Annotated in this window: 26 protein-coding genes and 1 pseudogene; 16 read left to right on the top strand and 11 right to left on the bottom strand. The window is 64.1% G+C overall.

Going from position 1 to position 26,952, the window contains the following annotated elements:
* Window positions 1-11 precede the first annotated feature (11 nt).
* Complete coding sequence (locus F2P46_RS01660; protein ID WP_166884603.1) at window positions 12-1,229, bottom strand: glycoside hydrolase family 19 protein; 1,218 nt, start codon at window positions 1,227-1,229, stop codon at window positions 12-14.
* A gap of 290 nt (window positions 1,230-1,519) precedes the next feature.
* Between F2P46_RS01660 and F2P46_RS37375 the strand changes: the two are divergent.
* Window positions 1,520-2,316 (top strand): annotated as a pseudogene (locus F2P46_RS37375) (IS3 family transposase); the annotation flags it as partial.
* 37 nt (window positions 2,317-2,353) lie between these two features.
* Here the strand turns inward: F2P46_RS37375 and F2P46_RS01650 are convergent.
* Entirely contained in the window at window positions 2,354-2,626 is a 273-nt protein-coding gene (locus F2P46_RS01650; RefSeq protein WP_166884599.1) for a hypothetical protein, read from the bottom strand.
* A gap of 408 nt (window positions 2,627-3,034) precedes the next feature.
* Here F2P46_RS01650 and nirK point away from each other — a divergent pair, with 408 nt between their 5' ends.
* The 6 genes from nirK to F2P46_RS01620 all read left to right on the top strand — a co-directional run bounded on the left by nirK (window position 3,035) and on the right by F2P46_RS01620 (window position 8,905).
* On the top strand, window positions 3,035-4,444 hold the full coding sequence (nirK, locus tag F2P46_RS01645) for a copper-containing nitrite reductase (RefSeq protein WP_166884597.1): 1,410 nt from the start codon (window positions 3,035-3,037) through the stop codon (window positions 4,442-4,444).
* Window positions 4,445-4,451: 7 nt separating this feature from the next.
* Window positions 4,452-5,249, top strand: a complete 798-nt coding sequence (locus F2P46_RS01640) for a formylglycine-generating enzyme family protein (protein ID WP_166884595.1) — start codon at window positions 4,452-4,454, stop codon at window positions 5,247-5,249.
* Window positions 5,246-5,836 (top strand): SCO family protein, encoded by a 591-nt coding sequence (locus tag F2P46_RS01635; RefSeq protein ID WP_368737864.1) that lies wholly within the window; start codon window positions 5,246-5,248, stop codon window positions 5,834-5,836. Before F2P46_RS01640 ends, F2P46_RS01635 begins: the two co-directional genes overlap by 4 nt.
* 127 nt (window positions 5,837-5,963) lie before the next feature.
* Window positions 5,964-7,979 carry a ribonucleoside triphosphate reductase gene (locus F2P46_RS01630; protein ID WP_166884593.1) on the top strand — a complete coding sequence of 672 codons (2,016 nt, stop codon included), beginning with the start codon at window positions 5,964-5,966 and terminating at the stop codon, window positions 7,977-7,979.
* A gap of 31 nt (window positions 7,980-8,010) precedes the next feature.
* Window positions 8,011-8,205 carry an anaerobic ribonucleoside-triphosphate reductase gene (gene nrdD, locus F2P46_RS38175; RefSeq protein WP_166884591.1) on the top strand — a complete coding sequence of 65 codons (195 nt, stop codon included), beginning with the start codon at window positions 8,011-8,013 and terminating at the stop codon, window positions 8,203-8,205.
* Window positions 8,189-8,905 carry an anaerobic ribonucleoside-triphosphate reductase activating protein gene (locus F2P46_RS01620; protein WP_208296472.1) on the top strand — a complete coding sequence of 239 codons (717 nt, stop codon included), beginning with the start codon at window positions 8,189-8,191 and terminating at the stop codon, window positions 8,903-8,905. The genes nrdD and F2P46_RS01620 overlap by 17 nt, the downstream gene beginning before the upstream one ends.
* Before the next feature lie 162 nt (window positions 8,906-9,067).
* Here F2P46_RS01620 and F2P46_RS01615 read toward each other — a convergent pair whose 3' ends face one another.
* From F2P46_RS01615 to F2P46_RS01600, 4 genes are read right to left on the bottom strand one after another with little or no spacing between them, the layout of a single operon-like run.
* Window positions 9,068-9,466 carry a putative zinc-binding protein gene (locus tag F2P46_RS01615; protein ID WP_166884731.1) on the bottom strand — a complete coding sequence of 133 codons (399 nt, stop codon included), beginning with the start codon at window positions 9,464-9,466 and terminating at the stop codon, window positions 9,068-9,070.
* Window positions 9,467-9,478: 12 nt separating this feature from the next.
* Window positions 9,479-9,940, bottom strand: a complete 462-nt coding sequence (locus F2P46_RS01610; protein ID WP_166884589.1) for an SCP2 domain-containing protein — start codon at window positions 9,938-9,940, stop codon at window positions 9,479-9,481.
* Window positions 9,937-10,839 carry a U32 family peptidase gene (locus F2P46_RS01605; protein WP_229508937.1) on the bottom strand — a complete coding sequence of 301 codons (903 nt, stop codon included), beginning with the start codon at window positions 10,837-10,839 and terminating at the stop codon, window positions 9,937-9,939. Before F2P46_RS01605 ends, F2P46_RS01610 begins: the two co-directional genes overlap by 4 nt.
* Window positions 10,840-10,849: 10 nt before the next feature.
* A complete protein-coding gene (locus F2P46_RS01600; RefSeq protein WP_166884587.1) occupies window positions 10,850-11,884 on the bottom strand; it encodes a peptidase U32 family protein in 1,035 nt (344 codons plus the stop codon).
* 124 nt (window positions 11,885-12,008) lie between these two features.
* On the opposite strand from F2P46_RS01600, the gene F2P46_RS01595 reads away from it, so the two are divergent.
* The 3 genes from F2P46_RS01595 to F2P46_RS01585 are packed head-to-tail and all read left to right on the top strand — an operon-like array spanning window position 12,009 to window position 14,053.
* A complete protein-coding gene (locus tag F2P46_RS01595) occupies window positions 12,009-12,473 on the top strand; it encodes a hemerythrin domain-containing protein (protein WP_166884585.1) in 465 nt (154 codons plus the stop codon).
* Window positions 12,470-12,721 (top strand): DUF2249 domain-containing protein, encoded by a 252-nt coding sequence (locus F2P46_RS01590; protein WP_166884583.1) that lies wholly within the window; start codon window positions 12,470-12,472, stop codon window positions 12,719-12,721. Before F2P46_RS01595 ends, F2P46_RS01590 begins: the two co-directional genes overlap by 4 nt.
* Window positions 12,722-12,724: 3 nt before the next feature.
* Window positions 12,725-14,053 carry a permease gene (locus F2P46_RS01585; RefSeq protein WP_208296471.1) on the top strand — a complete coding sequence of 443 codons (1,329 nt, stop codon included), beginning with the start codon at window positions 12,725-12,727 and terminating at the stop codon, window positions 14,051-14,053.
* Between the two features lie 26 nt (window positions 14,054-14,079).
* Here the strand turns inward: F2P46_RS01585 and F2P46_RS01580 are convergent, their stop codons facing one another.
* Window positions 14,080-14,412: a hypothetical protein gene (locus tag F2P46_RS01580; RefSeq protein WP_166884581.1), complete on the bottom strand. Its 333-nt coding sequence runs from the start codon at window positions 14,410-14,412 to the stop codon at window positions 14,080-14,082.
* A 178-nt stretch (window positions 14,413-14,590) separates the two neighbouring features.
* On the opposite strand from F2P46_RS01580, the gene F2P46_RS01575 reads away from it, so the two are divergent.
* Together F2P46_RS01575 and F2P46_RS01570 are read left to right on the top strand one after the other, a co-directional pair.
* Window positions 14,591-18,640, top strand: a complete 4,050-nt coding sequence (locus F2P46_RS01575; protein WP_166884579.1) for a Pls/PosA family non-ribosomal peptide synthetase — start codon at window positions 14,591-14,593, stop codon at window positions 18,638-18,640.
* A gap of 35 nt (window positions 18,641-18,675) precedes the next feature.
* Window positions 18,676-19,296, top strand: coding sequence for a hypothetical protein (locus tag F2P46_RS01570; protein WP_166884577.1), 621 nt, complete (start codon window positions 18,676-18,678; stop codon window positions 19,294-19,296).
* 196 nt (window positions 19,297-19,492) lie between these two features.
* Here the strand turns inward: F2P46_RS01570 and F2P46_RS01565 are convergent, their stop codons facing one another.
* Window positions 19,493-20,350, bottom strand: coding sequence for a VirK/YbjX family protein (locus F2P46_RS01565; RefSeq protein WP_166884575.1), 858 nt, complete (start codon window positions 20,348-20,350; stop codon window positions 19,493-19,495).
* 370 nt (window positions 20,351-20,720) lie between these two features.
* Here F2P46_RS01565 and F2P46_RS01560 point away from each other — a divergent pair, with 370 nt between their 5' ends.
* From F2P46_RS01560 to F2P46_RS38485, 4 genes are all read left to right on the top strand, one after another.
* Complete coding sequence (locus tag F2P46_RS01560; protein ID WP_166884574.1) at window positions 20,721-21,269, top strand: hypothetical protein; 549 nt, start codon at window positions 20,721-20,723, stop codon at window positions 21,267-21,269.
* A 98-nt stretch (window positions 21,270-21,367) separates the two neighbouring features.
* Window positions 21,368-23,275, top strand: coding sequence for a hypothetical protein (locus tag F2P46_RS01555; protein ID WP_166884572.1), 1,908 nt, complete (start codon window positions 21,368-21,370; stop codon window positions 23,273-23,275).
* A gap of 127 nt (window positions 23,276-23,402) precedes the next feature.
* On the top strand, window positions 23,403-23,789 hold the full coding sequence (locus F2P46_RS01550) for a diacylglycerol kinase family protein (protein WP_166884570.1): 387 nt from the start codon (window positions 23,403-23,405) through the stop codon (window positions 23,787-23,789).
* 28 nt (window positions 23,790-23,817) lie between these two features.
* Window positions 23,818-24,450 carry a pentapeptide repeat-containing protein gene (locus F2P46_RS38485; RefSeq protein ID WP_166884568.1) on the top strand — a complete coding sequence of 211 codons (633 nt, stop codon included), beginning with the start codon at window positions 23,818-23,820 and terminating at the stop codon, window positions 24,448-24,450.
* Window positions 24,451-25,179: 729 nt separating this feature from the next.
* Here F2P46_RS38485 and arsH read toward each other — a convergent pair.
* From arsH to ureG, 3 genes are all read right to left on the bottom strand, one after another.
* Window positions 25,180-25,863 (bottom strand): arsenical resistance protein ArsH, encoded by a 684-nt coding sequence (gene arsH, locus F2P46_RS01540; protein WP_166884727.1) that lies wholly within the window; start codon window positions 25,861-25,863, stop codon window positions 25,180-25,182.
* Window positions 25,864-25,878: 15 nt separating this feature from the next.
* A complete protein-coding gene (gene arsC / locus F2P46_RS01535; RefSeq protein ID WP_166884567.1) occupies window positions 25,879-26,235 on the bottom strand; it encodes an arsenate reductase (glutaredoxin) in 357 nt (118 codons plus the stop codon).
* A gap of 89 nt (window positions 26,236-26,324) precedes the next feature.
* A complete protein-coding gene (ureG, locus tag F2P46_RS01530) occupies window positions 26,325-26,939 on the bottom strand; it encodes an urease accessory protein UreG (RefSeq protein WP_166884566.1) in 615 nt (204 codons plus the stop codon).
* Between the last annotated feature and the right edge of the window lie 13 nt (window positions 26,940-26,952).

The raw sequence follows: 26,952 nt of genomic DNA, 5'->3' as shown, positions 1-26,952 counted from the left end.
GCCGGTGCCTATCAGCAAGTCAGATTAGGACCGGTGGGTACGCCCAAGTTCTGGGTGAAGGTGGTGTAGTAATTCACCCGGGTCTGCATCTGTGCCGGCCCCTGGTACTCGGTGCCGCCTGCGCATTCGCGATTGCCGTTAATGGCATTGATGGTCTGGCCGAAACCGTATCCGCCCACCATCGAGTCATGCGCCGACCTGCCGGCGCGGCCCGGTTGGGTCATCCAGTACCAGACCGCACTTCTCCAGGCGATGGTGGCGTTGGTGGCCAACAGTTCCGGATTGGTCACCAGTTGCTCGCCCAGGCCCATGGCGTTGCCCAGACTGCGGTAGTTCGAGGTCCAGCTGATCTGGATCGGGCCGCGACCGAAGTACTGGTCGACCATGTTGGTGCTCTTGCAGGTGACTCGTACCCAGTTCACGTCGCAGTACAAGGGCCAGTTGGCGGTGTTGTATTCCCTGACTGCCCTTAGGTTGTCCGACTCGTGCTGCAGGTTGGCGAAGAAGGCGGCCACTTCCTGCTTGTCCAGGGTAGCGTTGCCCGACTTGGCAAAGCTTGGATAGTAACCTGCCGCAGCGACGAAGTCGGCGTATTGGTAGAACGAACTGCGGCTGGGGAACCATGCTTCGAACTGAGCTTTTGACAGGCCGGCAAAACTACCTGCCGGGTCCGGAGTAGGCGTCGGAGTTGGCGTGCTGCCACAAGTAGTTTGCTGCCAATACCAGGTGCTAATGGTCGGATCAGTACCGTCGGAGCCGTTGGTGCCGTTATTGACGACCTTATAGAAATTGCCGTTAGCTGGGTACTTCACCACGGTGCCCAAGCTGTAGTTCACTCCTGCGGTCCAGGTCTGGGATGAACAGCTTGGGGGCGGTGTCGGCGTCGGCGTAGGTGTCGGCGTCGGTGTCGGCGTCGGTGTCGGCGTGGTGCCGCACGAGCCACTCACCGTCCATGGCTTGCCACTTCCAGCGGCCCCGCTGTTGGTCGATGGATTGTCGCCTTGCGTCCAGTAGGCAGCCGTGTAGTTGATCCCCCCGTAGCTGACCGATTTGCCGCCATCATAGACGGCGGCGCTGTTCCACGCTGCGTAACACACGCTCGTTGCCGCCAACATCTTGCTTTGGGATGACTGGGTGCCGATGGACGTATTGTCGCTGCCGCCGCCGCAGGCGGCCAGCGACCCGCCCAGTACGCTGATGATCAGGCTGCTGATGATTGTTCTGTTCAATTGAGGCTCCATATCAAATTGTCGGGGCACTTGCGTGCCGGAGATAGACCTGGCTGATCCGTGTGCCGCGCGTCACTCCGTGCTCGCGCGATGATGGCGAAATCGGTTTACGCGACAATTCCGATGTTTTATGTGCAATATCGGTATACCAATATAACACCAATAATCGGATATCTGCATGCCAAACTGGAGTAAATTAATACCAAAATGGGCCACTGAGGAAATGAGAGAGACCGTAATGCTGAGCACTTCGAAGGGCACGTCGCTCAGGTCAATGACCGTAACATTGAGATGACGAGCGATTGAAGGTGGCCATTGTCGCGGCACATCGCCAGACTCGGCAGACGTATGGCGAAGTACGATTGCAGCCATAACTGCAAGCTCAAGGATTTGTCGCTGGCCGCGACCGGATTGCGCGGCTGCGGCAAGCATTGACGCTGCGCTGCAAGCAGAAGCGCAAATTTACGGCTACAACTAACTCAAATCACGATTTTGCCAGTGGCCCCGAATCTGCTTGGACAAGTGTTCAAGCCGGTTGCCCCGAACACCGTGTGGGTGACCGACATCACCTACATTGCCACCAGTGAAAGATGGTTACCTTGCAGGCATCAAGGATGTTTTTACTTGTGAAATTGTCGGGTACGCGATGAGCGATCGAATGACCACCGAACTGACGTCGAAGGCCCTGCGGCGAGCCTTCCAATCCAAACGCCTGGCGCCTGGCTTGATTCATGACTCGGATCACTGCAGCCAATATTGCGCGCATTCTTATGTCGCCCTGCTCAACCAGTTCGGAATGAAGGTAACAATGTCGCGCAAAGGCAACTGCTATGACAATGCCCCAATGGAGAGCTTGTGGGGCAGCTTGAAGAACGAATTGATCTACCACCGACAGTTCCAGACCCGAACCGCCCCCGAGGAGGCGATCCAGAAACACATCGAGATTTTTTACAACCGCCAGCGCCGACACTCTCGGCTCGGCAACATCGCGCCTGCTATATTTGCCGAAAAATTCAGCAAAGAGCAAAAAGCTGTCTCAAACTGGAGTGACCATATTGACAGGTCACCTCACCAAAGCCAGACCTGATACCGGTGGAGTCATCGGCCCCGTAGCGGCTCGGTAGTTACTTCCGTGCCTGGATTTCAGTGGCGCCTGCTTTTTTGCCGCTCAAAGAAATCATCATCCTCTCAACTGCTGCGGGATCGGAGCAGTATTGCTCCGGAGTAGACCTCAATACAATAGAGAACGAATACAACAGCTCGGCTACCGTCGGCTTTCGTTCGAATCTATCCTCATAAGCGGCGCATATCCGCTTGAGACAAAGACCGAATTCATCGGCCGGTTTATCACCAGCCATGATGTGCTCACCGAAAAAGTCTCCATCATCCCATGCCATGTTTTTTCCCCACTAACAATATTGTCCAGGTAAGGCTGTCATTTTCCCGCGCGAGCAGAGACCACCGATTCGTTCAATCGCCGGCCCCGCCCTCCGTGCAGATGTTTCCGTCCACGCGGACACGGCAGTCTTGCGTGAACCTGCGCCCTCATGCTTGAGTTCGTGTCCGAATGACGCCCTTGCAGTCAGACCTGACATCGGTGAGGACACGGGCGATGACGGGTTAAAGAAAGCCGAAGACACTGAAAAGCCGGCGCCATCGGGTTCCATCGCGCCGTCGGACCGCCAACGGTTCGCCAGATTGCCCCAAAATGTAATCCACATCAAGGAATTTCCCGAACGCAAACCTTAGCATGCTGTTGACGGCTGCCTTTCGCAACGTCCAACAGAAAAAGAAAAGGTCTTATCATGCGCTCGCTTCCTCTCCGTCTCGCCGGCACCTGCCTCGCCACCGCTTCCGCCCTCCTCTCGCTGCACGTCCAGGGCGCCGAAGCGGCGCTGCCAGTCATCCATCAGGAGCTGCTCGCCCCGCCCGCGCTGCCGCCGCAAATCACGCGCAAGACCCCGGCGCGCGTGGTCGTCAACCTGACGGTCGAGGAAATCGAGCGCGAAATCGCACCCGGCACGCGCTACACCTTCTGGACCTTCGGCGGCACCGTCCCCGGCAAAATGATCCGCGTGCGCGAAGGCGACACGGTCGAACTCAACCTGCAAAACCTCTCCGGCAACAAGCTGCCCCACAATATCGACCTGCACGCCGTCACCGGTCCCGGTGGCGGCGCCGGGCAAACCCTGATCGCCCCGGGCAATCAAGCCAGCTTCACCTTCAAGGCGCTGGCCCCCGGCCTGTACGTCTACCACTGCGCCACCGCGCCCGTCGGCATGCACGTCGCCAACGGCATGTACGGCATGATCCTGGTCGAACCGAAGGAAGGCATGGCCAAGGTCGACAAGGAATACTACGTCATGCAGGGTGACTTCTACACCACCGGCGCCTACCGCGCCCCCGGCCTGCAAGGCTTCGACCTGCAAAAGGCCATCGACGAGCGCCCCACCTACGTGCTGTTCAACGGCGCCGACGGCGCACTCACCGGCCAGGGCGCGCTCACCGCCAAGGCGGGCGACAAGGTGCGCATGTTCTTCGGCGTGGGCGGACCGAACACGGTATCGAGCTTCCACATCATCGGCGCTATTTTCGACAAGGTCTTTGCCGACGGCGGCTCGCGCTTCCAGGAAAACGTCCAGACCACGCTGGTGCCTCCGGGCGGCTCGACCATCGTCGAATTCGTCCCCAAAGTACCCGGCAACCTGACCCTGGTGGACCACTCGCTTACGCGCGCCTTCAACAAGGGCGCGGTCGGCTTGATGGCGATCAGCGGTCCCGAACGGCTCGATATTTACGGCAAGGGCATCAAGACAGCGCTGAGCGGCGCCAAGCCACCGGCCGTTGCGGCCAAGGCGCCACCGGCGCCCGCCGTCACCAGCGCGCAGCGCGTGCGCGGCAAGGCGGTGTATGACAACACCTGCGCGGCCTGCCATCTGCCGGACGGCAAAGGCGTTCCGGGAGTGTTCCCGCCGCTGGCCAACTCGGATTTCTTCCAGCAGCGGCCTTACGAAATGGCGCATATCGTGCTGCATGGCCGCAGCGGAGAGATGGTCGTCAACGGCGAGCATTACAACTCGGTCATGCCGCCGCAGGACCTCGATGACGACGATGTCGCCGCCGTCATCAACTACGTCAGCACCGACATGAACGGCGGCAAAGCCGTCATCACGCCGGCCCAGGTCAAGCAGATGCGCCAGGTCAAAGCCAATTGAACGCGCGATGAAACGTCACCTGACCACCTTCGCCTGCGCGGCGATGTTGTGCGGCGCCGCAGCAGCCGGCCAGTACGCGGCGCTGCCCGGCGGCGAGCTGCGCTCCGTCATGCCGGCCGACGGCAAGGAGGCGCCGGCCATCGTGGCGCCGTTTTCGATGCGTACGGCGCCGGTCAGCAACGCCGAATTCCGCGACTTCGTGCTCGCGCATCCCGAGTGGCAGCGCGGCCAGGCGCCGGCGGTGCTGGCCGCGCCGACGTACCTGGCCGCGTGGCGCGGCCCTGCGGATCACGGCGCGCTGGCGCCGGATGCCCCGGTCACCAACGTCAGCTGGCACGCGGCGAACGCCTTTTGCGCCAGCGAGGGCGCGCGTCTGCCGCGCTGGCACGAATGGGAATACGCCGCAGCGGCCGACGCCACCCGCGCCGACGCCCGCGACGACCCGCAATGGCTGGAACATATCCTTAACTGGTACGCCCATCCGGCCAGCACGCCGCCCGCGCGGGTGCGCGCCAATCCGCCGGATTACCACGGCCTGTACGACATGCACGGCCTGGTGTGGGAATGGGTCGAAGATTACAGCGCGCTGTTCGTCAGCGCCGACAGCCGCACCCAGGACCCGCGCAAGCAGCTCGATTACTGCGGCGGCGCGGCGCTTTCGCTGGGCGACCGCCGCAACTACGCGGTGCTGATGCGCATTGCGCTGCTGGCGGCGATGGAAGGCGCGCAGGATGGCGGCTACCTGGGCTTTCGCTGCGCACGCGGCGCGGCCACCGATGCACCCAAACCGAAAGACTCCCCGTGAACACCTTCAATCCGATGCGCCGCGCGCTGCTGCGCGCGAGCATCCTTGCCGCCAGCTTCATCGCGGCCCCGCTGGCGCACGCCGATGCGCTGCCGCCCGACTCGCTCTACCGCCTGTCGGTCCCGCTCAAGGATAGCCAGGGCCGCCAGTTCGACTGGCGCGCACTGGCCGGCCGTCCGCTGCTGGTGACAATGTTTTACGGCGACTGCAACGCGGCCTGCCCGATCATCATCGAAAACCTGCGCCGCACGGTCGACTTGATCAAACCCGCACCGGGACGGCTGGCGGTGCTGATGGTCAGCCTCGACCCGCTGTACGACACGCCCGACTCGCTGGCCGGACTGGCAAAATCGCACAAGCTCGATCCCGCCATCTTCCGCCTGGCGGTGGCCGCCAACGAAACCCATACGCGCGCCATGGCCGGCGCGCTGCAGGTCAAGTACCGCGCCGTCACCAACGGAGAGATCAATCACACCGCGCGCGTCTGCCTGCTCGACGCCAACGGCAAACTGCTGGCCGCAAGCACGCAACTGAGTCCCCTGCCCGATCCGGCCTTCGTCGCGCAGATCCGGTTGGCGCTCAAATAGGCGCCACGGCCACCAAAAACCAACCTGGATCAAGGATTTTACAAGCGCTCCAAAACTCCGTTGACCACACTATATATAGTATTTAACCTCTCTCCATGCACTACATCTTGTGCCTCATGGAGAGCAAATGATTATTCCACCGCTTCACTTACCCACCCACATCCGCAAGCGCGACGGCGCCGTCAAGCCGTTCGACGCCACCCGCATCGCGTCGGCCCTGGAGCGCGCCGCGCTGGCCAGCGGCGAGTTCGACGCCGACGCCGCCCATCTGCTGACCTGGAACGCGGTCCTGCCCGCGCTGTCCGCACTGGGCGTCCACACCCCCGGCGTCGAGCAAGTCCAGGATGCGGTGGAGACCGCCCTGTTCGACGCCGGCCACCGCGCCACCCTGCGTGCCTTCGTGGTCTATCGCGAGCAGCACCACGGCCTGCGGCGCGACCGCAAAAGCCTGATCGACGTCGAAGCGTCGATGAACGAATACCTGGAACAGCGCGACTGGCGCGTCAACGCCAACGCCAACCAGGGCTACTCGCTGGGCGGGCTGATTCTCAATGTGTCGGGCAAGGTGATCGCCAACTACTGGCTCGATCACGTGTATCCACCCGCCGTGGGCGCCGCCCACCGCAACGCCGACCTGCATATCCACGACCTCGACATGCTGGCCGGTTACTGCGCCGGCTGGTCGCTGCGCACGCTGCTGCACGAAGGCTTGAACGGCGTGCCGGGCAAGATCGAATCGGCGCCGCCGAAACACATGTCGAGCGCCATCGGCCAGATCGTCAACTTCCTCGGCACCTTGCAAAACGAATGGGCAGGCGCCCAGGCGTTCAGCTCTTTCGACACGTACATGGCGCCCTACGTGCGCGTCGACGAGCTCAGTTACGAGAGCGTCAAGCAGTACATCCAGGAGCTGATCTACAACCTGAACGTGCCATCGCGCTGGGGCACGCAAACGCCCTTCACCAACCTGACCTTCGACTGGGTGTGCCCGGAAGACCTGCGCGAGCAGGTGCCGCACATCGCCGGAACCGACATGCCGTTCACCTACGGCGACTTGCAGGTCGAGATGGACATGATCAACCGCGCCTACATCGAGATCATGATGACCGGCGACGCCAAGGGCCGCGTGTTCACCTTCCCGATCCCGACCTACAACATCACCGAGGACTTCGCGTGGAACAGCCCGAACGCGGAACTGCTGTTCGAGATGACTGCGCGCTACGGCCTGCCCTACTTCCAGAACTTCCTCAACTCGGAACTGAAGCCGAACATGATCCGTTCGATGTGCTGCCGCCTGCAACTGGACCTGCGCGAACTGCTCAAGCGCGGCAACGGCTTGTTCGGATCGGCCGAGCAAACCGGCTCGCTCGGCGTGGTGACGATCAACTGCGCGCGCCTGGGCTACCTGCATGCGGACGACGAAGAAGGTTTGCTCGACGCGCTCGACCGCCTGCTGGACCTGGGCCGCGACAGCCTGGAGATCAAGCGCAAGGTCATCCAGCGCCACATGGACAATGGCTTGTTCCCGTACACGAAGCGCTACCTGGGCACCTTGCGCAATCACTTCTCGACCCTGGGCGTGAACGGCGTCAACGAGATGATCCGCAATTTCACCTGGGGCGAGCACGATATCTCCACCGACTCGGGGCACGCCTTCGCCCTGCGCCTGCTGGACCATGTGCGCGCGCGCATGCTGGAGTTCCAGGACCAGACCGGCCATATGTACAACCTCGAAGCCACACCCGCCGAAGGCACCACCTACCGCTTCGCGCGCGAGGACCGCAAGCGCCATCCGGACATCCTGCAGGCCGGCACCGACGCCATGCCCTACTACACCAACTCCTCGCAGCTGCCGGTCGGCTTTACCGACGATCCGTTCGAGGCGCTGGAGCGGCAGGACCCATTGCAGCGCAAGTACACCGGCGGCACCGTGCTGCACCTGTACATGAGCGAGCCGCTGTCCTCCGCCGACGCCTGCCGCCAGTTGGTCAAACGCGCCCTCAGCCGCTTTGGCCTGCCGTACATCACCGTCACGCCAACGTTTTCGATCTGCCCCAAGCACGGTTACCTGGGGGGCAGCCACCCGTTTTGTCCGAAATGCGATCTGGACCTGATCGCGCGCAAGCAACGCGAACTTGCATAAACACTTTGCGTAACCACTAAAGGAGCTATCCATGTCAGACCTGAGCCAAGCCGTATTTTTTGCACCAAAAACCATCACGTTAACCGATGCCGAGCGCCAGCCCTGCGAAGTCTGGACCCGCGTGATGGGTTATCACCGTCCCGTATCGTCCTTCAATACCGGCAAGAAGGGCGAGTTCCACGAGCGTACCTGGTTCACCGAACGCGCCATTGCGGCGCGCGGCTAGCGTGGGCGCCGGCGCGCTGCGGGTGGGCGGTGTCACCGCCTTTACCGCAACCGATTTTCCCGGCAAGCTGGCGGCCGCGGTGTTCATCCAGGGGTGCCCGTGGCGCTGCGGCTACTGCCACAATCCGCACTTGCAGCCGCGCCAGCGCGGACCGCTGGCCTGGGCCGACGTCATGGCCCTGCTGGCGCGCCGCGCCGGCTTGCTCGATGGCGTGGTGTTCAGCGGCGGCGAGCCGACCATGGACCCGGCCCTGCCCTTTGCGATGGCGGCAGTGCGCCAGATGGGGCTTGCGGTCGGGCTGCACACGGCATGCATCTATCCGCGCCAGTTGAAGGCGGTGCTGCCGCTGGTCGATTGGGTGGGATTCGATATCAAGGCGCCGTTCGCGGCTTACCCGCGCGTGACCGGCGTGTTCGACAGCGGCGCGCCGGCGCGCGCCTGCCTCGAGATGATCGTCGACAGCGGCGTGGCGCATGAGTGCAGGACCACCCTGCACCCGGCCTTGCTGTCGGAAGCCGAGGTTGAAGACCTGGCGGAAACGCTGGCCGGCGCCGGCGTGCGCAATTACGCGATCCAGACCTTCCGCGCGCAGGGTTGCGCCGATGCCGGCCTGAACGCGACGGCGGGGTCGGTGATGAGCGCCGCGGCGCTTGAACGGATTGCCGCGCGCTTCGACAGCTTTGTGTTACGGCCCGCGTAGCGCCGTAAGCCTTGCGACCGTCGTTCCCGGCCTCGGCGGCCCCCTTGGCGGGAACCCAAGTTTGTTGAGCCGCTACTGGCTGCGGAACAGACTTGGGTTCCCGCCAAGGGGCCGCCGAGGCCGGGAACGACGGGCATAGTCGGTGATTTCTTGGGTTCCCGCCTACGCGGGAACGACGGGCATGGCCGCCGATACGAGTGCGTCCACGTCGCTACGCAACTGCACCGCCAGTTCATCGGCCTGCTCCTTGTCGAAATCCGCATGCATCCGCTTGCGCACCCCGAGCTCACTGAGCAGCACATGCTTGTCCGGCACCACCCCATGCTGCGCCAGGCACTGGCGCGCGCACGCCAGCGGACACCCATCGATCGCCAGCACCGGCCGGCCCGAGCGCGCCAGCTTGACCAGCGGCGCCACGCCGCCGCCCACGCCGGCGATGCACGACATTTCAGCCGCCCCACTGCGATCGAGCGCCAGCGCCAGGTAATTGGCCATCTGCGCCGCGCTCGAACACCCCGAACACGAATACACCAGCGGCAGCGCCGCCCTGTCGGTACCCATCATCGACCTCCTTTACATGGCAGAACCCCGGCGCCAGCGCGCCGGTAGCAAACGCTCCGGATCGAACAGCGCAACATCAATCGCGTCGAGCGTGTTCTTCACCAGCAGCCCCAGTTCGGTGTCGCCCTCCATGGTCAGGCGACGTGCAAAAAACAGCGTGTCAGGATCTTCGCGCCGCTGCGCCAGCAGCAAAAAGTCGCGCGCGCTGGCCCCGATCGACAGGTCCGGCGCCGGCTGGGCCGCCAGGGCCACGAAGCGTGATCCGCGCCAGCTCACGTCGAAGCGCACGCCGGCGTCAAGCACGCCGATGCTGATCGAGCGCCCCTCCAGCGCGGTGCGCACGTCGCCGGGCAGCTGCGGCCCGAGCACACGGCTCAAGCCGGCGGCAAACAGCAGCGAGCCGGGAAAACGCGGCAGGCGGCCCAACAAACCGGCCAGCGGGGCCGGAACAGCCGGGTAAACGTGCTGCTTCATGCCGCCTCCCGCCTGTCGAACGCCATGCCCGGCTTGCCGTGCCAGTAGCCGTCGCACGCCGCCGCCGGCATCAACGGGGCCAGCCCGGCCAGCGCCTGCCCGGTGTCGACCTGGCCCCGGCGCGCGCGGTCGAACAGCGCGACCACGGCCTCGGTGTGCTGCGCCTGTGGACTGATGCGCAGCACGTCCACGCCCATCGACGCCAATACCGCCAGCTCGCCCAGCAGGTTGTACACCAGGTGCGACTGGATCTGGGTGCCGTTGAGGATCAAAAAGGTGTCGGCGTCGCGCGTGCGCAATTCCAGCCCGTCCGGATGGGCCATGCAGCTGAACTGGCAATCGTCCTTGCCCAGGTTGCGGTGGCGCGCCGTAAAGCAGCGCGCCGAAAACGCCAGCGGCATGCGGCCATACGCGAATACCTCGGTCTCGAGCCCGTCCGGCCGGCTTTGCTGCATCGCCGCCAGCGCGGCGCGCCCCATTTCGAGCGGCATGACCCAGCGCCGCGCGCCTAGTTGCGCCATCAGCGCCACGCTGTCTTCGTTGTACAGGTTCAGGTGCGGGCCGGCCACGAACGGCACGCTGCCGTCGAGGCAGTGCACGGCGCCGATGTCGTTCGCTTCGATCGCAAAGCGCCCGTTCGAGGTGAGCTTGCGCAGGTTGGTCAGATCGCTGCCCGATTCGAGCAGCGCCTGGGTCGACAGCACCACTTCCTTGCCGGCGTCGGCCAGCATGGCGGCCAGCGACAGCCAGTCGGGCAGGCGCAGCTCGTGGCGGCGCGAGCACACGGTTTCGCCAAGGTAGACGATATCGACCGGGCTTGCCGCCACCGTGTCGTAGAACGCCATCATCGTATCGCGCGGCCAGTAGTACAACACCGGGCCGAGGGCCAGTTTCATCATGCTGCCTCCCTTATTTCCATGAGCGGTGGTAGGCGCCCAGCGTATGCTGCTGCCCCTCGGCCACCTTGTTCAGATCCGCCATCCACGCCTGTTTGGCCGAAAAACGCATCGGACTGGCGCGGTACTGGTCGATCGCCTCGCGCCATACGCGCGTTACCTGCGCCACGTACGCGGGACTGCGCTGGCGCCCTTCGATCTTGATGGCGGAGACGCCCAGCTCGATCAGCTGCGGCAGCAGTTCCAGGGTATTCAAGCTGGCCGGCTCCTCGATCGCGTAAAACTGTTCGCCGGCGACGTCGAAACGGCCCTTGCACAGGGTCGGATAATTGGCCTGCTCGCCGTCGGCGTAGCGGTCGATCAGAACGCCGCTCAGGCGCGCCTCCAGCCCGGCCGGCGTTTGCTGCCAGCGCACCGCCTTGGCCGGCGAGCACACGCCGTGGGTATTGGGCGATTCGCCCGTGGCGTAGGACGACAGCGCGCAGCGCCCTTCGACCATCACGCACAGGCTGCCGAAGCCGAAGACTTCAATTTCCACAGGCGTATTGCGTACAACCTGCTCCACCTGCGCCACCGACAGCACGCGCGGCAGCACGGCCCGGGCAATGCCGAAGTGGCGATGGAAGAAGTTGATGGCCTCGTAGTTGGTGGCGGAACCCTGCACCGACAGGTGCAGCCGCAGCGCCGGATAGCGCTCGGCGGCGTAGCGCATCAGGCCCGGATCGGCCAGGATGATGGCGTCGATGCCGGCGCCGGCGGCGCGGTCGATGGCGCGCCGCCACAGGGCGCCGGCGGACGGCTGCGGGTAGGTGTTCAGCGCCAGCAGCACCTTGCGTCCGCGCGCATGGCTGTAGGCGATGCCCTGCTCGATGGCCGCCTCGTCGAAGTTCAGGCCCGCGAAATTGCGGGCGTTGGTCGCGTCGCGAAAACCCAGGTAGACGCAGTCGGCGCCGTTGTCCACGGCCGCCTTGAGGGCCGGCAGGCTGCCGGCAGGGCACACCAGTTCGAACGGCGCGGCGCCGTCGGAAGAATTTGACATCATGTTCATTCGTCGTAAGGTGGGGGACTGCACTGTAGCCCGACGGCAGTCCGGAAATCTTTGACGTGCATCAAGGATTTCCGGACTGCGAAGCGGCGACAATGGCGCCATGCACAAACAGCAGGAGACCACGATGGACACAATCGGAAGCTATCTCGAAGCCGACCATGTGCGCTGCGACGCACTGTTCGCAGACGCGCGCCGCGCCGTGCGCAAGGGACTGTGGCGCGAAGCCGCACACTGCTTCGCCGCCTTTTGCCACGCGCTGGAACGGCATTTGCTGATCGAGGAGCGGATCATTTTTCCGGCGTTCGAAAACGCCATCGGCGCCGCCAGCGCCCCCACCGCCGCGATGCGCAGCGAGCACCTGCGCATCCGCGGCGTGGCGCAGCGCTTGTCGAATGCGCTGCGCGAGCGCGATACCGATGCGTTCCTCAATCACGCCGACACGCTGGGCATCGTTTTGTACCAGCACAGCGAAAAGGAAGAAGGCGTGCTCTATCCGATGATCGAGCGCGTGCTGGCGCCGAACTGCCACAAGCTGGTGGCGGCCATGCAGGCGTTCGGGGCGATGGACCAGATGGCCAGCGCCGCATGAACGCCGCCGCGCCTACCCCGCAAACCCACCACATCGACGTGCGCGGCCTGGAGCCGCCCGAACCGCTGGAACGCGTGCTCGACGCGCTCGAGCGCCTGCCCGAGGGCGACCACCTGTGCATCCTGATCGAACGCGAGCCGCGCCCGCTGTACCGCATCCTGGCGCAAAACGGCTATGGCCACGCCACCTCCGCGCTGCCCGACTATCTGTACGAAGTGCGCATCTGGCGCCGCGTGCCGGCCGCCTGACGCATGCAGCGCACCCTCTCGCTCGAACAATCGCCGCCTCTCGGCGCGGTGCTGCGCTACTTTCTCGCCACCCCGGTGTGCGCCATGCTGGCCGCCGCACTGCTGCTGTGGCAGGGCGCACCGGCGCTGGTTTCGCGCTGGTCGCCTGCCACGCTGGCGCTGACCCACCTGCTCACCCTCGGCACCCTGGGCATGACCATGGCCGGCGCGCTGATCCAGCTCCTGCCGGTGGTGGCTGGCGTCGCGCTGCCGCGCGCGCGCATGCTGGCGCCCGGTGTGCACGCGCTGCTGGGCGGCGGCACGGCGGCCTTGTGCTGCGCCTTCCTGTTTACGCAGCCATGGCTGTTTCGAGTCGCGCTGGCCTTGCTGCTGCCGGGTTTTGCGTGGCTGGTCGGCGCGCTCACGGTCGCCTTGTGGCAGATGCCGCCGCCGGGCGCGATCCCGATGACGGCCACCGTCCGGCTGGCGCTCGGCAGCCTGGTGGTCACGGTGTGCCTCGGCGCGCTGCTGGCGTACGCCTTTGCCTGGCCGGGAGCGGCCACGCCGCTGCCGCTGATGCTGGCCACCGACCTGCATGCGCTGTGGGGTGTGTTCGGGTGGGCCGGACTGCTGCTGGTCGGTGTGTCGTTCCAGGTGGTGCCGATGTTCCAGGTCACGCCGCTGTACGACAAACCGCTGCCGCAGGTGCTGGGCGTGGCGATCTTTTTGCTGCTGGTGCTGTGGAGCGTGAGCGCCACGGCGCTGCGCGCGCGCCTGGCCTGGATCGACACGCTGGCCGGCGCGCTGGTACTTGGCGCCTACGCCGTGTTTGCGCTGGCGACCCTGCGCCTGCTGGCGCGTCGCAAGCGTCCGCAGGCCGACGCCATGACCCTGTTCTGGCGCCTGGCGATGGCCAGCATGCTCGCCTGCGCGGCGCTGTGGGCGCTGCCATCGCAGCTGGCGGGCGACGGTCGCACCCTGGCCATGGGCGTGCTGATGCTGGTGGGTTTTTTGTACTCGACCATCAACGGCATGCTGTACAAGATCGTGCCGTTCCTGGTCTGGCGCGAGCTGCAGGAGCGCGCCGCCGATGGCCAGCGCGCGCCGGCCATCAAGACGCTCATCACCGACCAGTCGGCGCAGCGCCAATTCTGGCTGCACGCGGCAGCCCTGGCCCTGCTGCTGGCGGCCTGCTGGTGGCCGGCGCAGCTGGCGCGCCCGGCGGCCGGGGCGATGTTCGCATCGGCCGGCTGGCTGCTGCTTAACCTGGCGATGGCGCTGCGGCGCGGTTACAGCGCGATGGTCGCCAGCGTGTCGCGCACGGCCCTGGGCGGAAACTCGGTGGTGCGGTAACGCGGCGGGTAGCCGGCGTCGAGCATTCAGTGCGCCGGTTCGACCATCGCCAGCATGCCCGCGAGCTTGTGGGCGGACGTGGCGATCAGGCGCGAACGCGTGGGCATCATCATCACCGGCTCGGCGCCCAGGTTCAGGCGATGCACGATATCCGGGAACAGCAGGCGCGAGCTGTCGTACGAATCGTTCCAGGCGCTGAGGAAGACGCCCGGCACCACCTCGTCGAAGTTGGTCACGCTGCGCCCGCGCAGATTGTCGGACGCTGCGGCCAGGCCGTCCTCGACGCTCACGCCCCACTCCATCAGCGTGGCGAATTTGGCGGGGGTCGGTTTGGTGTTGAACAGGTCAAGGATTCCCACGGGGCGCTCGCAGAATAATTGACAGAGAGAAACTAAATCCTGCCGCTTGGCATGCATTGATGCACAGACTTAATTTTCCCTGATTAAAGAGCCGTGCGGTAACACGGCGCTTGCGAAATGTTATATCTTGACGTTTGGCGCCGAGGTCCCTCCGCGCCGTCTCAACCACGTGGTATAAATGCTCGAATTGACTTCGCTTTCCGACGCTCCTGTCGCCGCCCATCCCGACATCCTGTACGGGCCAGCCGAACCCTCCCTGCTCAAACACGAAATCCTGGCCGACCTGCTCGAAGCGAGCGCCCGCCGCACGCCCGACCAGCTTGCGCTGATCTACCAGGAACGCCGCCTGAGCTACGCCGAACTGGACCGGCTGGCCGATATCGGCGCCTCGCGCCTGATCGGCCTGGGCGTGCGTCCCGGCCATATTGTCGGCCTGTGGATGATGCGCGGCATCGAGTTGCTGGTTGCGCAAGCTGCCATTGCCAAGGCCGGCGCCGCCTGGCTGCCGGTCGACCAGGATACGCCGGTCGAGCGCCTCGCCGTCTGCGTGGACGACGCCAGCGCCGTTGGCGTCGTCACCAGCGCCGCCTTTGCCGGGCAACTGGCCGGCGGCGCCAGCGCCGCCTGGTGCGCCGAAGACTTGCTGGCCCCGCTGGCGGACGGCGAACGGCTGCAGCGCCGGGGCGAGGTCTCGCCCGACGTGCCCGCCTACGTCATCTACACTTCGGGCTCGACCGGCAAGCCGAAAGGCATCCTGATTTCCCAGCGCAGCATCTGCCACTTCTTGCGCAGCGAAAACGCGGTGCTCGGCGTGCGCGCCGAGGACCGCGTGTACCAGGGCTTTTCGGTGGCGTTCGACATGTCGTTCGAGGAAATCTGGATTTCCTACCTGGTCGGCGCCACGCTCTGGATTGGCCCCAAGGACATTGCCGGCGACCCGGAAACGTTGCCGCGCATGCTGTCCGCTAACCGCGTGACCGTCTTGCATGCCGTGCCGACCCTGCTGGCCCTGTTCGCCGAGGACGTACCGGGCTTGCGCCTGATTAACCTGGGGGGCGAAATGTGCCCCGAATCCGTGGTCGAGCGCTGGGCCGCGCCCGGCCGCCAGATTTTTAACACCTACGGACCGACCGAGGCGACCGTCTCGTGCAGCCTGGCGCGCCTGGAGCCGGGGCGCACGATCACCATCGGCACCCCCTTGCCCAACTACGGGCTGCTGGTGATCGGCACCGAAGGCCCGGTCCTGGCGCTGCAGCCGCGCGGCGCCACGGGCGAGTTGTGCATCACCGGTCCGGGCCTGGCCGCCGGCTACCTCGGCCGGCCCGACCTGACCGATGAAAAATTCCTGGCCAACCCCTGGTCGAGCGGCCCGCACGACGCGCGCCTGTACCGTACCGGCGACCTGGCGCGCATCGATGCCGACGGCGAAGTGCAGTGCCTCGGCCGCACCGACGACCAGGTGAAAATCCGGGGTTTCCGCGTGGAGTTGGGCGAAATCGAAGCGGTGCTGGCCCAGCAAGCGGGGGTGGGCACGGTGGCCGTGCTGCTGCGCAAGGACGACGGCATCGACCAGCTGGTCGCTTACGTGGTGGCCGGCGCCGGTGCCAACGACGAGTCCGTATCGAGCCCCACCCTGCGCCGCGCGCTGGGAGAGCATTTGCCGGCCTATATGGTCCCGAGCCGCTACGAGATCTTGCCGCTGATGCCGCGCTTAACGTCGGGCAAGATCGACCGCAAGGCGCTCAAGGCCATGCCGCTGGCCACCCTGGCTGCCGCCGATGGCTCGGACCAGCCCGAAACCCCGGCCGAAGCAGCGCTGTTCAAGGCCCTGGCCGGCCTGTTTCCTGGCCAGCCGATCCGGCGCGAAGCCGACTTTTTTACCGACCTGGGCGGCCATTCCCTGTTCGCCGCGCGGCTGGCCTCGGCCTTGCGCACCGATCCGGCGTTTGCCCACGTCACGGTGCGCGATATATATCAGCAACGCCAGATCGGCAAGATCGCCATCGCCCTGATGGATGCGCCGGCCGCCGGCGCCGCCGAGCAGGATTGGACGGCGCCGTCCGCCACCCGGCGCTGGATCTGCGCGGCCGGCCAGGCGCTGGCCATTCCGCCGCTGGTCACCCTGCGCATGGCGCAGTGGCTGGCGCCGTTCTTCACGTATCACTTTTTCACCGGAGAACCGGGCGACTCGGTGGCGCGCGCGGTGGCGGCCTCGATCGGCGTATTCTTGTTCGCCACCGCGATGGAATTCGTCATCGCGATCGCCGGCAAATGGCTCATCGCCGGGCGCCTCAAGGCCGGGTCCTACCCGCTGTGGGGCTGGACCTATTACCGCTGGTGGCTGGCCGACCGCCTGGTCGAGTCGGCCCCGGTGTACCTGCTGAGCGGATCCTCGCTGTACGTCTGGTGGCTGCGCGCGCTTGGCGCACGGGTCGGTAGCGAAGTGCTGGTCGGCTCGATGACCCTGCGCGCGCCGGACTTGCTCGACATTGCCGATGGCGTGAGCATCGGCAACGCCGTGAACCTCGAAAACGCGCGCGTCGATCGCGGCCGCCTGCTGCTGGGCGCCATTGCGCTTGGCGAAAACGCCTCGGTATCGTCCTACGCCGTCATGGAAGGCAACACCTCGGTCGGCGCGCTCGGCCACCTCGAAGGCCAGGCCGCCCTGGCCGATGGCGCCAGCGTGCCGGCGGCGCGCGTGTGGGGCGGCTCGCCCGCGCGCGACCAGGGGCCGTTCGTGTCGACCCTGCCGCCGCGACCGAAGGCCAGCCCTGCGCGCCTGGCGGGCGAAGCGGTCTTCTTCGTGTTCGGCATCTTGCTCGTGACCACGGTGTTCTTCATGCCGGTGTTCCCGAGTTTTGTCTTGATCGACTGGCTCGATGAAATGGAAGTCATGCCCTGGCTGCAAGGCAACCAAGTCATGACCCAACTGGTCCGCTATTTCCTGCTGGCATTTCCGGCTTCCGCCGTGCTGATCGTGCTGACCGCGCTGGTCTCGGCCGCGATCCGCTGGGGCGGCTTGCCACGCCTGAAACCGGGTCGCTCCGCCGTCCACAGCAATATTTATTGTGCAAAATGGCTGGTGAGCCATATCCAGGAATCCAGCCTGAACGTGCTGCACGGCATTTATGCGACCGTGTTCGCGCCCTTTTGGTATCGCCTGCTGGGCGCCAAGGTCGGGCGCGATGCCGAGATTTCGACCGCGCTCGGCGTGGTGCCCGACATGCTGACCCTGGGCGACGAAACCTTCATTGCCGACGCCGTCATGCTCGGCGACGAACACATCGACGGCGGCTGGATGACCATGCAGGCGACCGTGGTGTCGCACCGCAGCTTTGTCGGCAACGGCAGTTATATTCCAGATGGCACCATCCTGCCGGAACGCGTGCTGGTCGGCGTGCACACCCATGCGCCGGACAACGCGCGCATGGCCAGCGGCGACACCTGGCTCGGTTCGCCGGCGATCCACTTGCCGGCGCGCGAGCAGGTCAGCGGCTATCCCGAATGGCTGACCTACCGGCCGTCGGCGCTGCGCCGCGTCGGGCGCACCCTGGTGGAAACTTTCCGTATCGTTGCGCCGCACGCGCTGGTGATTGCGGTCGGCTACACGGTGGTGCTCGACGTCATGCCGACCGCGGCCGCCGGGCTGTGGGGCGAGGTGATCGCCGACCTGGCGCTGGCCGGCCTGATGTACGGCATCGGCAACTTCGTGTTCGTGCTCACGCTCAAATGGCTGCTGCTGGGCCACTACCGCAAGCGCTCGGCGCCGATGTGGACGCCGTTCGTGTGGCTGTCGGAAGGCGTCACCAATCTGTACGAGGGCATTGCCGTACCGAACTTCATGCGCTATCTGCGCGGCACGCCCTGGCTGCCGGTCGCGTTCCGCTTGTTGGGATGCAAAATGGGGCGCGGCGTGTATCTGGACACCACCGATATCACCGAGTTCGACTGCGTCTCGATCGGCGACTACAGCGAGCTCAACGCGTTCGCCTGCCCGCAGACCCACCTGTTCGAAGACCGCGTGATGAAGATTGATCATGTCGAGATCGGCAGCAAGGTCACGATGGGGCCGCGCAGTGCCGTGCTCTACAGCGCCAAAGTCGGCGACAACGCCCGCCTCGGCCCGCTGACCCTGGTGATGAAGGGCGAGCACATTCCGGCAGGCACCAGCTGGGCGGGTTGTCCGGCGGCGCCTGCGCGTGTTGCAAGTGCGGCCTCGGCAACATAAACTGTCAGACTCAATCCTATTACCGGAAAGCACCTATGTCGAACCGCGCAGTCCTGTTAAACACATCCGTCCTGACCAGCAACCCGTTTGCGCTGGCCCGTGACCTGGACAAGCCGGGAAACAGCTATGCGGAGGTTGCCGAAGCGGCCTACGCGATCCCCATCCCCTGGTTTTTCTGCTTCAAGGCGGACGATATCCAGATGGTGACGGTCGAGCTTGATGAAGATGAGGACGAGGACGAGGACGAAGAAGCAATCGAAGTCGGCTTGCCATGTACCACCGTCGCCAAGGCGATTGAAAACCTGTCGCAGGCGCTGCCGCACTTCGAAGCGATCGCCGGCGATCCGGCATTGGGCAAGGCATATTGGCAAAACGCCATGGATGCGCTCAAAGCCCTGCCGCTTCCGTATTTGACCATGAATCCGCTCGAAATCATGTTCATGGGCGACCCGCTCGACTACGCCGAAGAAATGGCGCAGGCATTCGAAGGCGATGCAGCGGCCATCGCGCAGATCAAGAACCTCGCGGGCTATACCGATGGTATTGCGCCCTACACACCGGACGTGGCGGGAGGTGTGCACGGCGCCGGCTTGGACGATGTCCGCCTCGCCAATTCGGTCGCGCTGCACGGCAGCTTCCACGCCGTGCCCCGCTGACACGAACGATGATGGGCGAGCATCTCCACAGGCGCCAGCCGGGCCGCTTGCCCGGCGGGGGCCGCCACCAGCGTCCCCTGACTTGATCCGCCTCAAACCGGGGTCAGACCCTAATGGCGTTAAGACCCGTCATTCCCGCGTAGGCGGGAATGACGGTTTTTACCGGCATTAGGGTCAGACCCCGGTTTGAGCTGGATCAAGGGTTGGGCGGCTTGGCCAGGCTGGCCACCAGCGCATCGGCCAGTTCCAGCACCACCGCGTGGCGCTTGCGCGCTTCGGAGCGCTTTTTCGACTGGATTTGTTCCATGTCGGGTTCCGGCACAGGCTCGCAGGCAATCGCATAATCGCCATCGGCGCGCCGCTCGGCGCCCAGCTCGTTCCACATCTGGTCGTAGTCGGCCATCACCTTGCCACGGCGAATCGCACCGTGTACAACCCGGTTCGCATTGCCAACCAGCCGCACGCGACTGCATCCGACAGCATGGCCCAGCTGCCGCACCAGGGTCACCAGCAAATGCTTGGGCCGCGCCCCGTGCAACTCGCGCGTTGCCGTACGGATCGCTTCGAGCCCGTCGCTGCCCTTCGGACCCTGGATGCAGCCGATGCACACGATCTGCTGCCCCTCTTCTTCCGCAAACGTGAACGCCAGCGAAAACACCGGCGTGCCGCCGTCGCACAACTGCAACACCAGCTCGCCTTCGCGTTCCATGGTGGATACGGCGCGCAGTTGCAGCTCATAAATAGCGCCGGTTTTGCCCTCGACCGATCCGAGCGCTACGCCGGCGCGAGCGGCCGCGACGATCAGCGGCCCCATTCCACGGCTAAACACAAAGCCGTAATGCGTCGCCAACACGCGCAGGCGCGCCTCGGCGCACAGCACATTGCTCATGTAGGGGCGATAGATTTTGTACAGCAGCTTCGGCGAATCGCGCACCAGGTCGCAAAAGACCGGATGCGCATTGAGCACGCGCAACCACTGATCGGTGACGCGCCGATGCATCAGCGCTCGCGCCTGCAGCTTGACGCGCTCGCGCCAGTATTGCAATGCGGGCAAAGTCTCCGGGACGCCTGAACGGAGGCTGATCGTTGGCGTCAGGAAAACTGTCTCCAGCCCTCCTGCGAAAGGGCCTTCTTGATAATTCATTACTTGACTCCGCTAACAATCAGAAACGATGCAAGCGGGTGTTTCCAATGAAAAACTACCGTTGCAGTGATCGTCTATTGTAAATTAGATGCGCGGCGGTAAATACATTTAATTTCCGTTTGGATATATAAGGACGCCATGATTGACGTGCCGGATATCAGCAGCCGCAAGAACGGCCGCTTGCGTATGGTGCCGGACCGCGGTTATCCTTGCCCCATATGACATTCATCTTACATTTCTCACGTTCAACCATCTGCGCGCGCGCCTGCGGAGGGCACGCATGATCAATATCGACGGTGCATGGTTCGATCGGTCTATCCGCCATTTTACTTTCGCCGGAACACGCGATATCGCTCGCATGGACGAGCTGGAGAAGCTGTGCGAGCTAAGCCGCCTGCGCTCTGCGTGCTTTAGCGGTACCAACCTCGACGATGCCGGGCTTGCCTGTCTCGCGAAAGCGAAAAGCATTGAGGACCTGAACCTGCAGTGGACGGAGATCAGCGACCAGGGCCTGGCGCACCTTGCCGCCCTGCCACGCCTGACCAGCCTGCGGCTGAAGGAAAATGATCAGCTCACCAACGACTGCATCGTTCACCTGCTAAAGCTCAACAATCTGGTCGATCTGCAAATTCACGGGACCTCGATTGACCAGTCCGGCTTGGACCGACTGGCGCCGATGACGCAATTAGAGCATATTTGCATCACCCTGGACGGAGACAATTTTTCACGTCCGGCGCTGCTGGCATTGTCGCGACAAATGCCCTGGTGTTCGATATTGGTCAAGGGCAACGGCGAGTTTTGTGATGGCAGCTTCAATGGCAAATGGTAGCCATGCCAATGTCTTCAAAGTCATCCAATCCTGGGCGGCAACAAATTTACTTGCGGCAGTTCAAGTAAAATGATGCTTTACCCGACCGGCCGGCAGGAATGACCTCTCACGACACCGATATCGTTTCCCTGCCACCTTACCAACGCCTGTTCGGCCCGGTTACCCAGGCACGCCTCATCCGCCTGTTCCTTCTCTATCTGCTGATGCTCGGCGCAGGAATGGCCTTGCTGTTCCTGACGCACCAAGACCAACTGCGCATCCTGGGCATGGGCCTGATCCTGCCCGGCGGCGGCTTTCTCGCCCATGCCGACATCTGCACCGCCAGCGGCGTCGGCCACCTGCTTGCGGCGGTTGCCGGCATGGCCACCTTCGCCTTCGCCCTGCTGGTCTGGTTCGGCACCGGCAATATCCTCGCGCCGCCCGTGGCCTGGCTGGGCATGGCCACGGGCGCGGCCACCATGCGCCACGGCGCGCTGCGGGCAGCGACGATCGACATGGTGCTCTCCGGTGTGGCCCTCGCTTTCGTGGCGCTGGCCCTCGCCATGGCCGCCCGCTTCACCCTCGCACGCCGCCAGCGCAAGATCGACAACGCCTGGCTTGCCAGTCAATCGGGCCGTTTGAGCCACATTTTCAACGCCGCTCCCGGCACCGGCGATGCGCCAGAAATGTCGCTCGACCACCTGCGGCGCCTGCGCTTTGCCCTCGACCGCGCCCTGCAACCGCTCGACCAGTTCAACGGCTTCGAAAAAATCGACCAGTTCCAGACGGCCGCCACGCGCTACCAGTTGAATTTTCTCGCCTACGGCGTGGCGCTCACGCAAGCGCGCTACACGCCGGCGTTTCGCGGCTACATGCACAAGGCCCAGATCGCGCTGCTCGACAAACAGGCGCAGCACCGGGTCTGGTCGTACTGGGGACTGGAAAACCTGTGGGGTAACCTGCGGGCCGACCCGGACCCGATCGCACGCGAGAACATCATGTACACCGGCTTCGTGGCGCTGCAAATGGCGCTGTTCAGTGCCAGCACCGGGCGCCGCGATTTCTCCGAAAGCGGCCGTTTTACGCTCACCCATCCATCGGGGCGGCGCTACGCGCACGATGCCGGCTCGCTGGTGCGGCGCCTCGAACACGAATATACGACCTCGCCCTACTACCTGATCGCCTGCGAGCCGAATTGGGTCTACCCGCTGTGTAACACCATCGGCGCGAGCGCCATCATGGCCTTCGACGCCCAGCATGGCGAGCAGCGCTGGCCGGCCCGCGCGCACGACTTCCGCCACAACCTGGAAGCCGAATTCCTCGACGGTTTCGGCCGGTATGTCCCCTGCAAGTCGGCGCGCACCGGCCTGGCCCTGCCGGCCATCGGCGGCGCGATGCCGCTGGCGATGCCGTGCTTCTTCCTGAACGTGGTCGCCCCCGACCTGGCGCGCCGCCAGTGGCTGCTGCTGCGGCGCCAGTTGTTCGGGCCCGATGGCGCCTTGCGCCGCCGCGCCTTCTGGCCTATCGACACCGGCAACTACGGCTTCTCGCGCGCCAGCGCCTACAGCGCCACCGCGCTGGCGGCGGCGGAACTGGGCGACAGCGCCGTCTACGACGCCTGCATGGCCGCGCTGGAAGCGCAGTGCCCGAGTGTGCTCAAGGATGGTGTGATCCACCGCATGCGCGCCTCGGTCTGGGCGCACGGCGTCGAGTTGATGGCGCGCGCCGGCACGCGCGATGGCTTTCGCCAGGTGATTGGCGATCCGCCCCTGGTGGCGGGGCCGCAGCTCGATGCGCTGGCGTATCCCGACATCCTGGTCGCCAGTGCGCATGCCGACGGCCATGGCTTGCGCGCGGTGCTGTATGCCGACGGCATCCACGTAATTGGCCTCGTCGGCCTGCGGGCGCACGGCCAGTACCTTGCCAACGGTGTTAGCGTCACGGCCGACGCCAGCGGCAAGGCCAGCGTGAGCATGGCGTTCTCCGGGCGCACAAACCTGCACGTTCAAGTCCAGGGAGGCAGATAATGGCATGCTGCGTCCTTCTGGCCGCTGTGCTGGGCGGCATTGCCGCAGTCACGTCGTGGCTGGCCAAGCCGGCGCGCCGGCCCGGCAAGGCGCAGGACTGGCGCTTGATCAAACCTACGGATACACCATGAACGAAACCAAAAACGTCGCTACGCCGCAGCGCTTTTCGCTGGCGGCCCGCTCCAAAAGCTTCGGCTACGCCATTGCGGGCATTGTCTTCATGCTCAAGACCCAGCACAACGCGTGGCTGCACCTGGCCGCCAGCGTGATCGTGGTCGGCCTTGGACTGTACTTCAATGTCAGCAGCGCCGACTGGCGCTGGCTGGTCGCGGCCATGGTGGCGGTGTGGGTGGCCGAAACCATCAACACGGCGGTCGAATACGTGTGCGACGTCGTCTCGCCCGGCTACGCCATCGCGGTCAAGCACGCCAAGGACATCGGCGCCGGCGGCGTGCTCATTGCCGCCGCCGGCGCGGTGCTGATCGGCGCGCTGACCTTCTGGCCCTACCTTTAGGGCACCTAAAATTACCGGTAAATGTCGCGTGATCGCCGGTCGCGATGCCGGCAGTGGCATTTTGAGAAAAGCGATGGACAAATCAGAGATTGAACAATTAAAGAAGCGATGGACTACCCAACAAATATCCCAGGGTGAAGAAGCGCTCGTCGGGAATTCTACCTTTCCTTTTCCGGTGATGGATGATGGGTTCGTTGATTTACGTGGAATTTCGATCACGCAATTCATCAGGAACGTAACGATAAATTCTGTCGATCTTTCTGGAGCGGCACTTGAACGAACTGGCCAGTTTGGGATGTGCAAGGTTGAGAAAGTGCGATTTTGCTTTGCGTCGCTGCAAACGAATTTAGGAAAAATCTTCAATTCGTGCGACTTTACGTCGGCGAATTTATCAGGTGCTGTATTGCGGGGTGAATTCTCGAAATGCGATTTTTTCATGGCAAATTTAACATCCGCGATAGGGACTGAGGTTCGATTCGTCAACTGCATTTTTGTGAAGACGAACTTCAGAAAAGCGTCGCTGGTTCATTGTTCATTCGAGGATTGCCGATTTGAGGAATGTAAATTCGGGAGCGGTTCCTTGTCATCTTCAAGGTTTATTCGTACGCCGATACCGGATGATCTTGGAAATACGGTAATGGAGAAAGTTAAATTGACATAGCTAAGTACATCTTCAAGTAGACCAGGCACCGCAAATTGTAAGCAGCGCCCTTCCAATTGAGCTGCAAGGTGGCGCGCGCCAGTGCGATCGTGCGCCGGCCTTGCCGCCCATCTCGGCCAGGCCGGCAAACACATGCTCGATCCGCGCGCGGGTCCCAGCTCAGAAGACCGGTACTTGGTCAGTTCAGCACAATCTGATTCCGCTCCTCAAAAGCTTACAGAGATCTCAACGCTATGAACATATTACAAATCGCGATAGGAGTCGCAATGATCCTGCCAGGGGTGCTCGCGCTGGCGGCGTTCGTTTTCTACACAGTACGATACACGCGGCTACGACGAGGTCGTAAAGATACTTTCGTTGATTATTTGCATGATTTCACGGGGGGGGGCTGGTTGCGCTTAATAACGCGCGCCGATCCACCCGAGGAGCAATACTACTTTCGAAGAATGATACTTGCCGGCGCTCTCTTCGTTGCCTATATAACGGTCATTATGGCAGTCGTAGGGTAGATATCGTTTTGAAAGCGGCGCCAACCAAGGCGTCTACTTGCACGTCCAGGGTAGTGGATCAGGGCGCGGACAAACCACCAAGGCCGGGACGGTAGACCACGACTCGGCCAGGTCTGGGCGGAATGTTGAGGCCGCTTTCATGTTTGTTGAGTTGTTGGGAGCGCGCCTCAACCTTGGCCGCTAGTACTACAGGGGCTGGACCGGTTTTTCGCGGCGCCCTTTAGACGCTGCGCAGGGCGGCATCCCGACGTTCGCTGTAGCGGTCCACCAGGTAGTCGCTGCGCTCGCGCAGCAGCAAGGTGAACTTGAACAGCTCTTCCATCACATCGACCACACGGTCATAAAACGGCGATGGCTTCATGCGTCCCGCCTCGTCGAACTGCTCGTAGGCCTTGGGCACCGACGACTGGTTCGGTATCGTCACCATGCGCATCCAGCGCCCCAGCAAACGCAGGGTGTTGACGGTATTGAACGACTGCGATCCGCCCGACACCTGCATCACCGCCAGCGTGCGTCCCTGGGTCGGCCGGGTGGAGCCGACTTCCAGTGGAATCCAGTCGATCTGGTTTTTCATCACCGAGGTAATGGCGCCATGCCGCTCCGGGCTGCACCACACCTGCCCTTCCGACCAGAGCGACAAGGCGCGCAGCTCGGCCACCTTGGGATGGGTGACCGCTTCGCTGTCGGTCATCGGCAGGCCGTGCGGGTCGAAAATGCGTACGTCCGCGCCCATGTGCGCCAGGATGCGCGCCGCTTCTTCGGTCAGGAAGCGGCTGAACGAGCGCTCGCGCAGGGACCCGTACAGCAGCAGGATGCGCGGCGCATGGTTGAAGCGCACTGGCGGCGCCAGTTTATCGAGCGTCGGCAGGTCGAACTGCGCTTCGCCCAGGTTGGGCAGGCTCATGTCCTTGATGTCCATTCAAGCCCCCTTCGGCGGCAAGATATCGAGCACCAGATCGCCGGGACGGCACAGGCGCACGCCCAGCGGCGTGACCACGAACGGGCGGTTGATCAGGGTCGGATGGGCCACCATGGCGTCCAGCAGGGCATCGTCGGCGGCATCGACCAACGCGAGGTCGGCGTATTCGCGCTCCTTGGTGCGCATGGCGTCGCGCACCGCCAGGCCCGCACGCGAGATCAGCTCTTTCAGCACGGCGCGCGTGGGCGGCTCGACAAGGTAATCGATGATCTTCGGATCAAAGCCGCTGGCCTGGATCAGTTCAAGGGCGCGGCGCGAGTTGCTGCAGCGCGCGTTGTGGTAAATCGTAATGGTCATGGCGGATTCGCGCGATGCGGGCTCGTTTTGATGATTCAATAATAGTCGAAATGACCCATCAAGACAAGCCGCCGCCGTGGGCGGGCCAGTCATCCGGCGTCGAGCAGGCCCTGTTCGCGGATAAAGGCCACCACGGCGTCCACGCCTTCGCCGCTGCGCAGGTTGGTGAAGATGAAGGGGCGCTCGCCGCGCTGGTGCTTCGCGTCGCGCGCCATGACCGCGAGATCGGCCCCCACGTGCGGCGCCAGGTCGGTCTTGTTAATGATCAGCAGATCCGAGCGCGTGATGCCCGGACCGCCCTTGCGCGGGATTTTCTCGCCGCCGGCCACGTCGATCACGTACAGGGTCAGGTCCGACAGCTCGGGGCTGAAGGTGGCGGCCAGGTTGTCGCCGCCGGACTCGATCAGGATCAGGTCCAGCTCGGGAAAATCGGCCTGCATGCGCGCGATGGCTTCCAGGTTGATCGAGGCATCTTCGCGGATTGCGGTGTGCGGACAGCCGCCGGTTTCCACGCCCATGAGGCGCTCGGCCGGCAGCGCACCGGCGCGCAGCAAGATGTCCATGTCTTCGCGGGTGTAGATGTCGTTCGTGATGACCGCCATGTCGTATTGATCGCGCATGCTTTTGCATAGCATTTCGCACAAGGCGGTTTTGCCGGAACCAACCGGGCCGCCGATGCCGACCCGCAGGGGATTCGATGTCATTTTCTGTCTCTCT

The sequence above is a fragment of the Massilia sp. CCM 8734 genome (assembly GCF_011682155.1).
GTDB classification, from domain to species: Bacteria; Pseudomonadota; Gammaproteobacteria; order Burkholderiales; family Burkholderiaceae_D; genus Telluria_A; species Telluria_A rubra.
This window is presented reverse-complemented; position numbering and strand designations above follow the sequence as displayed.

What these genes read in the sequence shown, in the direction of transcription:
- F2P46_RS01650 (WP_166884599.1), bottom strand. Translation starts at nt 2,626, where the DNA reads ATGGCATGGGATGATGGAGACTTTTTCGGTGAGCACATCATGGCTGGT.
- nirK (WP_166884597.1), top strand. Translation starts at nt 3,035, where the DNA reads ATGCGCTCGCTTCCTCTCCGTCTCGCCGGCACCTGCCTCGCCACCGCT.
- F2P46_RS01640 (WP_166884595.1), top strand. Translation starts at nt 4,452, where the DNA reads ATGAAACGTCACCTGACCACCTTCGCCTGCGCGGCGATGTTGTGCGGC.
- F2P46_RS01630 (WP_166884593.1), top strand. Translation starts at nt 5,964, where the DNA reads ATGATTATTCCACCGCTTCACTTACCCACCCACATCCGCAAGCGCGAC.
- nrdD (WP_166884591.1), top strand. Translation starts at nt 8,011, where the DNA reads ATGTCAGACCTGAGCCAAGCCGTATTTTTTGCACCAAAAACCATCACG.
- F2P46_RS01615 (WP_166884731.1), bottom strand. Translation starts at nt 9,466, where the DNA reads ATGGGTACCGACAGGGCGGCGCTGCCGCTGGTGTATTCGTGTTCGGGG.
- F2P46_RS01610 (WP_166884589.1), bottom strand. Translation starts at nt 9,940, where the DNA reads ATGAAGCAGCACGTTTACCCGGCTGTTCCGGCCCCGCTGGCCGGTTTG.
- F2P46_RS01605 (WP_229508937.1), bottom strand. Translation starts at nt 10,839, where the DNA reads ATGATGAAACTGGCCCTCGGCCCGGTGTTGTACTACTGGCCGCGCGAT.
- F2P46_RS01600 (WP_166884587.1), bottom strand. Translation starts at nt 11,884, where the DNA reads ATGAACATGATGTCAAATTCTTCCGACGGCGCCGCGCCGTTCGAACTG.
- F2P46_RS01595 (WP_166884585.1), top strand. Translation starts at nt 12,009, where the DNA reads ATGGACACAATCGGAAGCTATCTCGAAGCCGACCATGTGCGCTGCGAC.
- F2P46_RS01590 (WP_166884583.1), top strand. Translation starts at nt 12,470, where the DNA reads ATGAACGCCGCCGCGCCTACCCCGCAAACCCACCACATCGACGTGCGC.
- F2P46_RS01585 (WP_208296471.1), top strand. Translation starts at nt 12,725, where the DNA reads ATGCAGCGCACCCTCTCGCTCGAACAATCGCCGCCTCTCGGCGCGGTG.
- F2P46_RS01575 (WP_166884579.1), top strand. Translation starts at nt 14,591, where the DNA reads ATGCTCGAATTGACTTCGCTTTCCGACGCTCCTGTCGCCGCCCATCCC.
- F2P46_RS01570 (WP_166884577.1), top strand. Translation starts at nt 18,676, where the DNA reads ATGTCGAACCGCGCAGTCCTGTTAAACACATCCGTCCTGACCAGCAAC.
- F2P46_RS01560 (WP_166884574.1), top strand. Translation starts at nt 20,721, where the DNA reads ATGATCAATATCGACGGTGCATGGTTCGATCGGTCTATCCGCCATTTT.
- F2P46_RS01555 (WP_166884572.1), top strand. Translation starts at nt 21,368, where the DNA reads ATGACCTCTCACGACACCGATATCGTTTCCCTGCCACCTTACCAACGC.
- F2P46_RS01550 (WP_166884570.1), top strand. Translation starts at nt 23,403, where the DNA reads ATGAACGAAACCAAAAACGTCGCTACGCCGCAGCGCTTTTCGCTGGCG.
- arsH (WP_166884727.1), bottom strand. Translation starts at nt 25,863, where the DNA reads ATGAGCCTGCCCAACCTGGGCGAAGCGCAGTTCGACCTGCCGACGCTC.
- arsC (WP_166884567.1), bottom strand. Translation starts at nt 26,235, where the DNA reads ATGACCATTACGATTTACCACAACGCGCGCTGCAGCAACTCGCGCCGC.
- ureG (WP_166884566.1), bottom strand. Translation starts at nt 26,939, where the DNA reads ATGACATCGAATCCCCTGCGGGTCGGCATCGGCGGCCCGGTTGGTTCC.